This window comes from Streptococcus sp. WB01_FAA12 (assembly GCF_012843315.1).
Classification (GTDB): domain Bacteria; phylum Bacillota; class Bacilli; order Lactobacillales; family Streptococcaceae; genus Streptococcus.
In genome coordinates this window covers 139267-152432 of sequence record NZ_JABAEX010000002.1, presented here as the reverse complement: position 1 = coordinate 152432, position 13166 = coordinate 139267, and the positions used below count along the sequence as shown (strand labels likewise).

The 13166-nt window shown below is 32.6% G+C and carries 12 protein-coding genes and 1 tRNA gene; all 13 read right to left on the bottom strand.

Features of this window, described 5'->3' with window-relative positions; all coding sequences use genetic code 11:
• Window positions 1-39: 39 nt before the first annotated feature.
• The 13 genes from HF881_RS05070 to rplS all read right to left on the bottom strand — a co-directional run bounded on the left by HF881_RS05070 (window position 40) and on the right by rplS (window position 13070).
• On the bottom strand, window positions 40-402 hold the full coding sequence (locus tag HF881_RS05070; RefSeq protein WP_125450186.1) for a hypothetical protein: 363 nt from the start codon (window positions 400-402) through the stop codon (window positions 40-42).
• 94 nt (window positions 403-496) lie between these two features.
• Entirely contained in the window at window positions 497-1207 is a 711-nt protein-coding gene (locus HF881_RS05065) for an MgtC/SapB family protein (RefSeq protein WP_084973841.1), read from the bottom strand.
• 2 nt (window positions 1208-1209) lie between these two features.
• Complete coding sequence (locus HF881_RS05060) at window positions 1210-2901, bottom strand: iron ABC transporter permease (protein WP_084973843.1); 1692 nt, start codon at window positions 2899-2901, stop codon at window positions 1210-1212.
• Window positions 2902-2912: 11 nt separating this feature from the next.
• Entirely contained in the window at window positions 2913-3923 is a 1011-nt protein-coding gene (locus HF881_RS05055; RefSeq protein ID WP_084973845.1) for an ABC transporter ATP-binding protein, read from the bottom strand.
• Between the two features lie 103 nt (window positions 3924-4026).
• Window positions 4027-5106, bottom strand: coding sequence for an extracellular solute-binding protein (locus tag HF881_RS05050; protein ID WP_125450190.1), 1080 nt, complete (start codon window positions 5104-5106; stop codon window positions 4027-4029).
• A gap of 36 nt (window positions 5107-5142) precedes the next feature.
• The gene (locus HF881_RS05045; protein ID WP_084973849.1) at window positions 5143-5799 is read right to left on the bottom strand and encodes a DUF1868 domain-containing protein; all 657 of its coding nucleotides are present in this window, start codon (window positions 5797-5799) and stop codon (window positions 5143-5145) included.
• Between the two features lie 141 nt (window positions 5800-5940).
• On the bottom strand, window positions 5941-6954 hold the full coding sequence (galE, locus tag HF881_RS05040) for a UDP-glucose 4-epimerase GalE (RefSeq protein WP_125450192.1): 1014 nt from the start codon (window positions 6952-6954) through the stop codon (window positions 5941-5943).
• Between the two features lie 12 nt (window positions 6955-6966).
• Window positions 6967-8442, bottom strand: a complete 1476-nt coding sequence (galT, locus tag HF881_RS05035; protein ID WP_125450193.1) for a UDP-glucose--hexose-1-phosphate uridylyltransferase — start codon at window positions 8440-8442, stop codon at window positions 6967-6969.
• A gap of 16 nt (window positions 8443-8458) precedes the next feature.
• A complete protein-coding gene (locus HF881_RS05030) occupies window positions 8459-9097 on the bottom strand; it encodes a phosphate uptake regulator PhoU (protein ID WP_169446694.1) in 639 nt (212 codons plus the stop codon).
• 82 nt (window positions 9098-9179) lie between these two features.
• A complete protein-coding gene (locus HF881_RS05025; protein WP_125449783.1) occupies window positions 9180-9911 on the bottom strand; it encodes a protein phosphatase 2C domain-containing protein in 732 nt (243 codons plus the stop codon).
• Entirely contained in the window at window positions 9898-12126 is a 2229-nt protein-coding gene (locus HF881_RS05020; protein WP_125839106.1) for a glycosyl hydrolase family 28-related protein, read from the bottom strand. The genes HF881_RS05025 and HF881_RS05020 overlap by 14 nt, the downstream gene beginning before the upstream one ends.
• 482 nt (window positions 12127-12608) lie before the next feature.
• Window positions 12609-12680: transfer RNA gene (locus HF881_RS05015), tRNA-Arg, on the bottom strand.
• A 42-nt stretch (window positions 12681-12722) separates the two neighbouring features.
• Window positions 12723-13070 carry a 50S ribosomal protein L19 gene (gene rplS / locus HF881_RS05010; RefSeq protein ID WP_001068669.1) on the bottom strand — a complete coding sequence of 116 codons (348 nt, stop codon included), beginning with the start codon at window positions 13068-13070 and terminating at the stop codon, window positions 12723-12725.
• Window positions 13071-13166: the final 96 nt, after the last annotated feature.

Sequence of the window (13166 nt, the reverse complement as noted above, 5' to 3'; positions counted from 1 at the left end):
TAACAAAAACTTTAATTTCAAAATTTTCTATTTTATACTCTATTCTTCCGATTCAAAAAAATAACATTGACAATTAAAATCTTTATTCTTTACAATTTTTTCTACTTCACAACTGATAAACTTGTATGAAAATAACTTACCACGAAAATATAAAAAATCATTTTCGGTAAAATCCATTGAAACTATAAAAGTATCTAATAACATTTGGACATAGCAGTCTAAGATCGGAATAATCTTTTCCTTAACAATAACTTTTGCTAATATATCATCAGCTGGTAAAGAAGACGAAAATACAATTTCACAAATATCATAAAAAGAATGAAATCTATATACTTGCACTAAAGAATTATATTCAAAATACGTTATTCTTCCACAGTCAAAATTAATATTATATACCTTCATTTATGTTTATCCTTATACTTTGCAAATAATTTCGAGTCAATTATCACCTAAAAAACAAAGGGACAAGAATAACTGCCCCTTTGTTTATTCTATATCAACTAACTTCTTCGACATAAATAACACCAACAATATTTGCTATTTCTTCCATTAGTTTAAGATGTTCAAACTTACCTGAAAGTTCTAGAGTCATAAATGATGCTATTCTTTTGTCTGGAACATCAAAATATTCAATTCTTTCAGAATTAACATCTCCAAAAGCAGTTCTTGAATCATTCAATCGAATTCCATTTTCTGCACAATAAACTAATACTCGATTATATGCCTCAGTAGATTTAACTACAATATATAATTCAATAACTTTTGAACGACTTTGAAGATATTTTTTTAAAGGCTGAAACATAGAAATCACACTCCACACAGAAATAGCTACTAACAGAGCACCTTCATAAAAACCTACTCCAATAGCTAAACCTATTCCTGCAGAAGCCCAGATTCCTGCTGCAGTTGTCAGACCAGTAACCTTCTTTTTATCTGTGATAAGAATTGTTCCAGCTCCAAGAAAACCAACACCAGAAATAACTTGAGCACCTAAACGTGTCGGATCTCCTGTTCCAAACTTATAAGATACAAATTCATTAGTCATCATAATCAAACAAGCAGCCATACAAACGATACTATGTGTACGAATACCTGCTGGTTGAGATTTACTTCCTCTTTCTAAGCCAATAATACTTCCAATGACCAAAGATAACACGACTCTAATAATAATTTCAATGTATGATAGTCCAATGCTGGATGATTGCATTACTATTTCCTTTTCTTACCACGCGGTCTCTGTGTGAAGTACAATACAGTTCCTGAAATAATCATTAGAACAATTGTATAAACAAATACAAGAGCTTGTGCATTAGATGTTGCTGTTTCATCACCTGCAGAACGAATCGTAATACCTAATGGTTGAGCCAATGGATGATAAAGGAATACAGATAAATCGAAATCGGTCAATAAAGAGTTAAAGTTGAGTGCGATAACAGAAAGAACTACCGGCAAGATGAAAGGAATAATAACCTTCATCATTGTGTAAAATGGTGAAGCCCCCATACTTCTAGCAGCATCCTCCATCTCATCATCAACACTAAATAAGATTGCACGTACCATTCTATAAGAGAATGGAATTTTTACAACAATATAAGCGATTAGCAAAATTACTAAACTACCAACTAGAATCTGGTTAAAGACTAAAAGTTGAGGTTGGTTGAAAGTGAACAATAAACTAACTGCTAGAAGTGTACTTGGTAATAGCCAAGGAAGAAGAGCTCCGTATTCGAACAAGAAATCAAATCGAGTTTTATGTTTACGAACTACTCGCGCAAACACAACAGCAAGAACTGTTGCAGTAGTTGCTGCAATGATAGAATATATAAAGCTGACTAGGAATGGAGAAAACGCAACACTATTACTAAAGAACAATCTGTAATTATCAAGAGTAAAGTTTGATAATGATAAGTTTCCTGACTGTATTGCAACTGGGTCAGTAAATGAATACAATACAATGAAAATCAATGGTAACATGAAAACAGTGAACAAAGCATAAGCAACAATATGTGCAATGATATTCCATGGTTTAGATGTGATTTTTTGTTTTTTCAAAGGTGCTTTCGTTTTAGAAATAGAAATATAATTTCCGCCTTTTTCGATCTTGTTCATAATAGTAAGCAAAATCGTAGTGGCAATACCCAAAATAATTGCTAGAAAGGCGGCTAAGTCACGAGAATTTCCCATTCCAGCAAATGTTATGATCATTGGGTTAATAGTTTGGAATTCTTTCCCACCAACAATCATAGGTGCTGCTACTGCTGATAACCCACTTAGAAAAACCATAATTGTAAGAGCGAATAAAGTAGGAATTAGAGTTGGCAATACTACTTTTCTAAACACTGTAAATGGTTTGGCACCCATATTACGTGCAGCTTCAATAGTATGATAGTCTACACTTCGAATTGTATTAGTTAGGAATAAGGTGTGATTAGCAGTACCAGAAAATGTCATAATAAATAGAACTGCACCATAACCAATAAACCAGTTAGGATCTAAAGATGGAATAATACTTTGTAAAAATTTGGTAATCATTCCATATGGTCCATAAACGAATTTATAACCAGTAGCCAAAACTACTCCACCGTAGATTAGTGACGTCATGTATCCTAGTTTTAATATTTTAGCTCCTTTAATATCAAAATATTCTGTAAACAATACACAAAGTACACCAACAACATTAACAGTTATAATTAGTGAGAATGCTAACTTGAAACTGTTAAAAATACTCTGAATCGCACGTTGAGATTTAAAAGCTCGTTGTACGACATCAAGTGAAAACTCCCCACCTTTCACAAATACATTAACTACTAAATCAAAGTTTGGATAAATGATGAAAGTTACCAAGAACCAGATTAAGCCTAAACGAATGAGCCAATCTTTCCAATTTAATTTATGACGCATACTGCCCCTCCTTAAAATTGCAGAACGTCTGATGGTGTGATAAATAATTCCACACTTTCTCCGACAGATCTAATAGCTGACTGACTATCGATACTTGTTACATTAAGAATTTGGTTTTCAGATACCTGAACAGTATAGTGAATTGTAACTCCTGAAAATTCAACATCAATAATTGAACCTTTTAAGACAAAATCCTGATCCGTTTCACGTTTGAAGCGAACTTTTTCTAAACGAATGTAACCTTTTTTATCTTCCAAAAAAACATGAGCATTATTTAGAAGAATTCCGTGAACAGTTTCATCTGTAAGTACGTTAATGTCTCCAATGAAATCACATACAAATTCTGTTTGAGAATTATGATAAATTTCTACTGGTGTCCCCACTTGTTCAATAAAACCATTATTAAAAACAGCAATCCTATCAGATAGCGTTAACGCTTCCTCTTGGTCATGTGTAACATATAGAGTTGTAATTCCCAATTCTTTTTGAAGACGTTTCAACTCTTTTCTCAAATCCACACGTAATTTTGCATCTAGGTTTGACAAGGGTTCATCCAAACATAGGATTTTAGGTTCCAAAACAAGAGCACGAGCTAAAGCTACACGCTGCTGTTGTCCTCCAGATAATTCTGAAACGTTACGTTGCAATTGTTGATCTGAAATCTTAATTTTAGCAGCCACTGCAGAAACCTTGGCTTTAATAACATCTGGAGCAACTTTTTTAACTTTTAAACCAAATGCAATATTATCAAAAACTGTCATTGTTGGAAATAGTGCGTAAGATTGGAATACGATCCCGATTCCACGTTTTTCAGGCTCCAAGTGCGTAACATCTGTGCCATTAACCTCAATACTTCCAGATGAAGGGTCTAGAAAACCTACCAAAGCTCTCAAAGTTGTTGATTTACCACATCCAGAAGGTCCTAGAAAGGTAAAGAATTCTCCTTCCTGAATATCTAAATTAAGATTATCAATCGCGATAAAATCACCATATTTAATTTGAATATTATCAAATTTAATCATATTATTAACTTCCTTTACTAATATATAAAAAGTCCCTCTTAATTTCTTTTGTATGTGCAGAAACATTAGAGAGACTTGGAATTTTAAAAATTACACTTATGTCCTATTTTACATATTCAAGTTCAGCTTTTTCGACCCATTCGTCCAAATGTTTTCCAACAGCTTCCCAATCAATACTTTGTGGTTTCACTTGATCAACAAATTTCTTAGTTGCTTCTGGTAACTCTTTCACTGCCTCAGTATTTGCAGGAATAGAACCAAAGTTTTTGCTATACTCTACTTGAATTTCTGTTTGACCAAACCAATCAATAAATTCTTTAGCTAAAGCTTGTTTCTTACTAGTATTCAAAATCATTGTTTGTTCAGTTACAAACGGGACACCAATTTCAGGAGACATTACTTTAAATACAACATTTTGTTCTTTCTGTCCAACTAATGCACCAGAACCCCACATCATTCCATACTGGATTGGGTCATCCTTATCCAACATTTTAACAATTGAACTTTCACCCTTTTGAAGAGTGTACGCATTTTCCAAATATTCTTTAGCTGCTTGCCAACCTTTTTCAGAAACACCCAATTCTCCTTTATCATCTAGATAACGAACAAGGATACTTGCCAAGATAGCACGCCCTGTTCCACCTGAGAGCCCAGAAATTGAATATTTACCTTTATACTTGCTACCTAACTCAGTCCAATCTTTAGGCATTTCTTTTACATCAGGCGCCCCAATTAAAACTAATGGTTGAACAATCACAGGATTATAATAATTATCTTTATCTGATAAAGATTGATCAATTTTATCTAACCATTTAGGCTTGTACTGTACTAGTAATTTTTGATCTCTAATTTTATTTGAATCAACAGCACCAATTCCAAATACCATATCTGCAACTGCATTATTCTTCTCAGCAATAACACGGTCTGCTAATTGAGCGCCAGGGATATCAACCATTTTAATATTGAAACCAGCTTCTTTTGCTTTAGCAGTTAGCCAATCTCCACGTCCGTTTGAAACAGAGTTAGAATAAATTACTAATTCTTGGCTCTTATCAGCTTTTTCTTCTGATTGAGGTGTATCGCTCGAAGAATTTGATGAATTATTTGAACCACCTGAACATGCTGCCAATGTTGTAACCGCAACCCCTGCAGCTAAAAGCGATAACAATTTAGATTTTTTCATATGAAAACTCCTTTATATTTTTAATAATAATTTTTTTTAAAATTTTTCACAATATGGAACAAATCGTCTCATATCTTCAAATACTGTATAATCAATACGATTTACAGTAATTACAGGAATCTTTTCAAGTAGAACTTTTGTTAATTCCTTTTTCACCTTTGTAAACTCTTCATTTTCATCTTCCGTTAATGGAACTCGAAGATATCCAATTGAGATATGGAATTGATAGCGATCATGATTAGGGAATCGAACACCTGCTTTTTCTGAAACATACGTTCTAATTTCTTCTAATCGTTTAGCTGATTTTTCATCTGCTGGTTCAACTAAAATGTTTTGATTGCCCATTTCAGTAACTCGCATATGAATATCTTCGTTGAGTAATGGGAAGATTTCTAGTTGCTTAGCAAAGTAATCATGAATTTCTTGTAATGGTGTATCTAGTGGTAGATGACTACTCCAAAATTCAGACTCACGATTTTCGTGACAAAGTAACTCTATTACTGTCATATGAATAGAATCTCTTGGAGTTAATGTAAATTTATCTATAAATGGCAACTCTCTATAACGTGATTGAATGATATCAACAACTTCCATCAAATCTGAATTAGTATAAAGATTTGCAACAACTGTATTCCCTGGGAAATGATTAAATTCCCCGTTCTCTTTGAACTTAATTTTTGTTAAGTTTTTCATAAAAAGACCTTCTTTTTTATTTTTGACATCGGTGTCATTCATGTTTACATTATACAATGTAAACGATTACTTTGTCAAGCGCTTTCATAATTTTTTTTTGATTTTTTTTATATATACATATCACAAGACTATTGTGCTTTATTATTTATTGTATCCATTAGGATTTTTGGATTGCCAATTCCATGTATCTCTACACATATCTTCAACCGTTTTCGTAGTCTTCCAATTTAACTCCTTATACGCTTTGTCTGCATTTGCATAACAAGTCGCAACGTCTCCTGATCGTCTTGGAACAATTTTATAAGGAATTGGAACCTTATTGACACTTTCAAATGTATTTACAAGTTGTAATACACTAGTTCCCTCTCCTGAGCCCAGGTTATAAATATAAACATCTGTTTTTTCGGATACTTTTTCTAAAGCTTTTATATGCCCTATCGCTAAATCCACTACATGGATATAATCGCGAACACCAGTACCATCTACCGTATCATAATCATCTCCAAAAACACTTAGCTCTGATCGCTTGCCTACAGCTACTTGTGCAATAAAAGGCATCAAGTTGTTGGGAATTCCAGAGGGGTCTTCACCAATAAGCCCAGACTCATGAGCCCCGATCGGATTAAAATAACGAAGCAATGCAATACTCCACTCTGAATCTGCTACATGAACATCTTTTAAAATTTGTTCAAGCATCACTTTGGTGTACCCATAAGGGTTTGTTGCACTTGTCGGCATTGTCTCAATGAGGGGTGATTGATTGTGAATGCCGTATACAGTCGCACTCGATGAAAATACAATCTTCTTAACTTTAAACTCTGACATCACTTCAACAAGAGCTAATGTGCTCATAATATTATTTTCGTAGTACATCACAGGCTTTTGCACGGATTCTCCGACAGCTTTGTATCCTGCAAAATGAATTGCAGCCTCAATAGATTCTTGTTCAAAAACTTTTCTCAATCCTTGTTTATCACAAACATCTAATTCGTAAAACGCAGGACGTTTCCCAGTAATTGCTTCAATCCGATCTAATACCAAGATGCTAGAGTTCGAAAGGTTATCGACAATTACGACTTCCTTCCCTAAATTTAATAATTCTACTACGGTATGGCTACCAATATAACCAGCTCCGCCTGTCACCAATATTGCCATTTGGGGTTCCTCCTAACTAATTCCAACCGACTTAACAAATCTCATAAACGCTTCATGTCCAAACGGAGTATTCTTATAAACGCCAGCATCTTCGAGAACTCTCGCAAATACTTGTCCTACTTCGTGTTGAACTACGCGATTAACCTCTTCTTTTTTAATATTAGGATATTTTTCTTTCAATTGGTCAGCCCATTCTAAATGATAGTTTGCAATTGAATTTTTTTCTCCTAAAAGATATTTTTCAACTTCTTCTAACTCTGTTTTCAAACGAGGTGGTAAAATCGCAAGTCCCATCACTTCGATTAACCCGATATTTTCCTTTTTAATATGTTGTACATCTTGATGAGGGTGGTAAACACCATCTGGGTATTGTTTAGTAGTATGGTTATCTCTCAGAACAATATCCAATTCATATCTTCCATCCACTTTACGAGCAATAGGAGTCACCGTATGGTGTGGAATATCTTCAGTCTTAGCAATGATGTCTACTTCTAAATCTGAATATTCTCTCCAGATATTTAGGATTTTAGTAGCTAATTCTACCAAACGATTTTTATTTTCACCTTGTAGCCTAATCACTGACATCGGCCATTTTACAATACCTGCTTTAACATCCTCAAAGTCTTTAAAAAGAAATTCTCTCTCAATTTTTGCTTTTTCCATTGGGAAAATATGTTTTCCTCCCTGGTAGTGATTATGACTAAGAATAGAACCTCCTGAGATAGGAAGATCAGAATTTGAACCAGCAAAATATCCTGGTAAAATATCAACAATCTCCAATAATTGTTCAAATGTTTTGGACGTAATAGCCATTGGTACATGTTGACTATTCAAGAATATCGCATGCTCATTAAAATATGAGTATGGGGAATACTGGAAACCCCATACTTCGTCTCCCAGTTCCAACCGAATAATTCTATGATTAGCACGTGCTGGATAATTTATTCTCCCCTGATAACCTTCATTTTCCATACAAAGTAAACATTTTGGATAATTAGATGACTTTACCAATTTCTCTGCTGCGATTGTTTTCGGATCTTTTTCCGGTTTTGATAAATTGATTGTAATTTCAAGTGAACCATAATTAGTTTCAGTATGAAAAGCTATATTTTTAGCGATAGCTGACAATTTAATATAGTCGCTATCTTTACTTAACTGATAGAACTCTTCAACTGCTTCCTGTGGCGAAACATCATATGAACTCCAAAAAATATCATTAAGGCGACTTGGTAATGGAACGATAAAATTCATCAGCTCTGCACCTAAACATTCCTTTGCCTCAGCTAAATCAGCAATTTTACCGTTCTTTAAAGCTATTTCTACTAAATTGTCTTTTAATTTTTTAAGATCACTATCATTTGAAATCTTATCAGTTCCTTCTTCACCGATTAAAGCCAATATTCTATTTTTTATATATATTTGGTCCATCGATTTATAAATTCCATATTCAATAACTTTATTAGCAAAATTATCTACTATTGTCTGCATATATACTCCTCTTTAACTATAATACTCCAATTTCCTGATAATCTAACCATTTATAAATAGATTTTGTTGTATGGGACATCTTATCAAGAATATTAATAACTTCTAAAAATACAATAGCTTCATCAACATTTGAGGATTCAATAAGAAAGTTCTCTACTACTTTGTCTCCTAGTTTTTGACATAGACCAGATATCAACTTACATTTTTTATTATAGTCATATACGTCAGGTTCATAGTTTCTATTCTTATACCATGTTAGAGTTTTCTTTAAGTGATCCCCTAGAATAAAATGTATTTTTAGCATTTCATAAAATAATGGTCCCCATTCATGCATTGTATGAATATTTTTTAAATTCTTAACTATTTCAATGATTCGATCACCAATACGTTCAATATCTGTGGATAATTTTACTATAGTTATAATTTTTCTCAAATCAACAGAAACAGGATGTTGTAAACAGATGAGTTCAATACCTTTCATATCTATTGTAACAACTGCTTCATTAATAACTAAATCATTATCTATAATACTTTGTTTTTGAACTTCAGTTAAATCATCAAATATCATTTCATATTTTTTTATTATAGAAATCCATATATCTTCTAGATTATTAGACAACTCAATAATTTCATTGTCAAAATGCTTTCTCAACATTATCTAACCTCAATAATCAATTGCACTATAAAGAACTCGTATAGATAACTGTCTTTATAGTTCATCATATGATGAAATTATTTTAAACATCAATTATCAAAATACTTGCATCATCTTTTTTACCATAAATAGGATCAATATTTGTAGATTCTTTTCTCATTTCAATTAACTCTCCAAAATTGTAGCCTGAATTTTGAGTATAAAAATCGTAAAAACCATCAGTCATTAAAACAATATGATCACTAGTTACTTCCAAACTACCATTGATAACATGATTTATACTACTTTTGTCTAGTGAACCTATCCAATATCCATCTGGTTTATTAGCTAGCTTCCTAATATTTTGTAATATAGTCTTTTTATCAACTTCATCATTAGATTTGATTGAAAATTTTCCTTGTTCAAAAAGGCAATCTACTCTATGGTCTGTAATAGTTTGATTGTTGACTATCATAACACAATCGCCAATCATTATGTATTCTAATTTTAAACCAGATAATTTCGCAAAAATAAAGGCAAAAGTTGGTAACTGGTAATAATCATCAAACTCACACTGATCTATCTCTATTATTTTTCTAACATCATCCAAAACAAGCTCGAAAATTTTCTTCAATGATAACGAATCGTCACAATACTGCTTGAGACATTCAGAAATAAGGTGAGATACTTCTGAAACTGAATAACCTATAGAGTCTTTTGAATTAAATAAATCTGTTGCTCCATCTATAATCCAGAAATATTGATTTTTGTAACCTACGCTATCTTCGTTCTCTATAGTGCTACCTTGTATTGAGCATATTCTATCTATCTTCATAATGACGTTTAAAACTCCGTTGTCCAAATAGAAGGCAAATTCCAATAATAGTTAAAAGCAACTCAACCATTTTATTTAATCCAGTTTTTGGTAATGCATGTTGATTATTTTTTGTCTTAACTACTTCACTAACATTAGTTACGTCATATTGTTTTTGTGAAATTTCTCCTGTTACTACATTACCTGAATCATGATTTGATTTTTCAATTTTATCATCTACACTATTTACTGAGTAATTATTAGCTAAACTATTTTTGTTTTCAGCTACAGGTTTTATTTCCTCTGCATGCTTATCTGAGTGGTTATCTGAATGATTACCTGAATTTTGCGAAAAGATTTTATAACTTTCATTCTCAGTTATAATATTAAAATCACCGACACTATTATTTGTGTCTGAACTGGTCCCATTAAAATCAGTTTTAAGTAAAGAAACATGATTTCCTGTTAAATTGGAAAGTTGGTTATTTAAGACAGTGATACTTCCAGCGGATTCTTCAATTACGATTCCGTCTTTACCTCCTGAAATGATATTATCAGACACTACCAAATTGTCGCTGACTCTTAACATTTCAATATTTGGCTGTTCAGTATTTTTCGAATTATTACGAATGATATTCTTTGTTACAGTAATATCAGTTACTTTTCCAAGATAATCTGCACTATCTTTTGCAATTCGTATTGCTTTAGTGTTAGAATCAGCAATATTAAATACATTTCCAGTAATAGTCACATGTTTATTCAAATCTAATATATCTTTAACATTTTTATAACTATAAGCATTAACTAAAGCAGCACCATTTTCACGATAGTGTACACTTTCCTCTTTAGTTTTCTTATCAAACCTATTTCCTTTTATTAAAATATCAGTAAATCCTGTAAAGCGAATACCCGCATACATCATATTATCAAAATGATTATTTAGAATTTTAATATTTGAAGGATTTTCAGTTGTTGCAGTTTGATAATGTGTCCCAATTGCAGTTACTAATTCACCTGATTTTTCACTTTTACCAAAATAAGAATTTTGAATTGTTACATTTTCAGATTTTTGACCATTATCATTTAATGCATATGGAAAGCCTTTTCTGGTTAATGGCTCTATTTGAATAGACTCCTTACTGATGATCTGACCATCCTTCATAGTCTTAGGGAGAGCTTGTCCCAAAAACCGAGAGTTGTCTACTAGTACATTTTTTGAACCTGCAATTTGAATGGCATGTCCCTGATAGCTATCTTTAAAGGTTACATTACTTATTGTTACGTTTTTTGAATTTCCTATAGCAAAGGCTCCTGAAGAATTGATCAAAGGAAGATTCTTAGCTTTTGTCCTCTCTTCATTCAAAGCTCCGTTCATATCAATTGTTCCACCAGAGTAACTGATATCTTCGGTTGGTTCCCACTCAACTTGATCTCCATCATCAGTGAATAAACCTGTCATGAATACAATAGAAGGATGATTTTTGATATTGATACCATTTAATATTGTAGCTTTTTCATGTACTTCTATGTGTGTATGACTTCTCAAAAAGACAATTTCTTTAACTAAATAAGTTCCCTCAGGAAAATATACTTTTCCTCCACCTAATCCTTTAGCAGCTGCATCTATTGTATCTTGAATTGCTTGTCTGTCATCATTAACCCCATCGCCTACTGCACCATAATCTTTTACATTTAAAGCCGAAACTTCAATTCCTTTTTCTAAGGCAGTGTTACTCTCTCGCACTTCATTACTATTAGAGGTATCTGCAACTTCGTTCTCAGAACTAACTGACTTTGAATAAGTACTAATAAAATCAGTCAAACTGTCATGTTTACTAGTTAAGGAACCTTCTAAAGTTTTGATAGTTGAAGTAGAAAGGTCACTATTAGAAACAAGAGGAGAATCTTTCATTTCATCTTCAAAAGTTCCAGTATTTACCCCATCTTCTTTATATTCTTTATTAGGTGTCAAAGGAGAATCAACATTACTATCGGTTAATTGTGAAGTAGAAGAGTCAATCCCAGTAGGTTTATCATAATTATTAGTTGATGAGCTTTCTAAACTATTGGTGGTTGAAGTAGAAAGCTTATTTATAGATATCTGTGAAGTACTTGTAATAACTTCATCAGCAAAAACACTTTGTACCCCCAAGAATGAAACCGCTACCAAAACAGAGCACAATCCAACCTTAAGTTTCCGAATACTAAAAACCTCATTGTGAACAAAATGCTTCATAAAACACCTCCAAATTTTTTATTGTTTTTTTACTATGTATCACTAAATTTTTTTACATCAGACAAAATGACACCGCTGTCATTATTCTTATCATATATTTTCTAAATAAAATTGTCAAGGGATAACACAATAAAATACAACATTTTTTTAAAGCGTAATCATATTTAAAACTTTATATCTGTTCTATAAACCAAAAATATTATTTAGTCTCTTCCAACATTTTTAAATGGACAGAACAATTTCATAGTGAAAATGATAAAATATTTTTTAATAACTCTTAATACTGTTTCACAAAAAATAGACCAATTTCTTGATCTACTTTACTTTATATTAATTTCTAAAAATTTAATTTTGGTCAAAATTTGGTCATGATTTGGTCAAAAAAACAAAAAATACTAAATTATTTTTAAAAATTAACTTGTGATGATTGCCTTAAAATAAACACTTTGCATATTCTTTGCTTTTCTTTGCATTACTTAAAATGCCCCCTGCAGGAATCGAACCTGCAACTACTCCTTAGGAGGGAGTTGTTATATCCATTGAACTAAGGGAGCTAGAGAAAAACTCTGCTAGGTAAGCAGAGTTTTTTAGTCGAATTAACGACGGATTTCTTTGATACGAGCTGCCTTACCTTGAAGTGCACGCAAGTAGTACAATTTCGCACGACGTACTTTACCGTAACGAACAACTTCGATCTTTTCAACACGTGGAGTGTGGATTGGGAAGATACGCTCAACACCTACACCGTTAGAGATTTTACGAACTGTGTAGTTTTCTGAGATGCCAGCACCTTTACGTGCGATAACAACACCTTCAAAAATCTGGATACGTTCACGGTTACCTTCGACAACTTTCGCATGTACACGAACAGTGTCACCAGGACGGAATGATGGGATATCTGTACGAAGTTGACCTTCAGTCAAGCTTTGGATTAATGGATTCATTTTATTCTCCTATCTTTGTCAATCTTGAGGAACCTTCCTCAGCGGATAAACTGTATTTTTGTGCGTCCATTACACACAAGATACAGTTTACCAAAT

What these genes read in the sequence shown, in the direction of transcription:
- HF881_RS05070 (WP_125450186.1), bottom strand. Translation starts at nt 402, where the DNA reads ATGAAGGTATATAATATTAATTTTGACTGTGGAAGAATAACGTATTTT.
- HF881_RS05065 (WP_084973841.1), bottom strand. Translation starts at nt 1,207, where the DNA reads ATGCAATCATCCAGCATTGGACTATCATACATTGAAATTATTATTAGA.
- HF881_RS05060 (WP_084973843.1), bottom strand. Translation starts at nt 2,901, where the DNA reads ATGCGTCATAAATTAAATTGGAAAGATTGGCTCATTCGTTTAGGCTTA.
- HF881_RS05055 (WP_084973845.1), bottom strand. Translation starts at nt 3,923, where the DNA reads ATGATTAAATTTGATAATATTCAAATTAAATATGGTGATTTTATCGCG.
- HF881_RS05050 (WP_125450190.1), bottom strand. Translation starts at nt 5,106, where the DNA reads ATGAAAAAATCTAAATTGTTATCGCTTTTAGCTGCAGGGGTTGCGGTT.
- HF881_RS05045 (WP_084973849.1), bottom strand. Translation starts at nt 5,799, where the DNA reads ATGAAAAACTTAACAAAAATTAAGTTCAAAGAGAACGGGGAATTTAAT.
- galE (WP_125450192.1), bottom strand. Translation starts at nt 6,954, where the DNA reads ATGGCAATATTGGTGACAGGCGGAGCTGGTTATATTGGTAGCCATACC.
- galT (WP_125450193.1), bottom strand. Translation starts at nt 8,442, where the DNA reads ATGCAGACAATAGTAGATAATTTTGCTAATAAAGTTATTGAATATGGA.
- HF881_RS05030 (WP_169446694.1), bottom strand. Translation starts at nt 9,097, where the DNA reads ATGTTGAGAAAGCATTTTGACAATGAAATTATTGAGTTGTCTAATAAT.
- HF881_RS05025 (WP_125449783.1), bottom strand. Translation starts at nt 9,911, where the DNA reads ATGAAGATAGATAGAATATGCTCAATACAAGGTAGCACTATAGAGAAC.
- HF881_RS05020 (WP_125839106.1), bottom strand. Translation starts at nt 12,126, where the DNA reads ATGAAGCATTTTGTTCACAATGAGGTTTTTAGTATTCGGAAACTTAAG.
- rplS (WP_001068669.1), bottom strand. Translation starts at nt 13,070, where the DNA reads ATGAATCCATTAATCCAAAGCTTGACTGAAGGTCAACTTCGTACAGAT.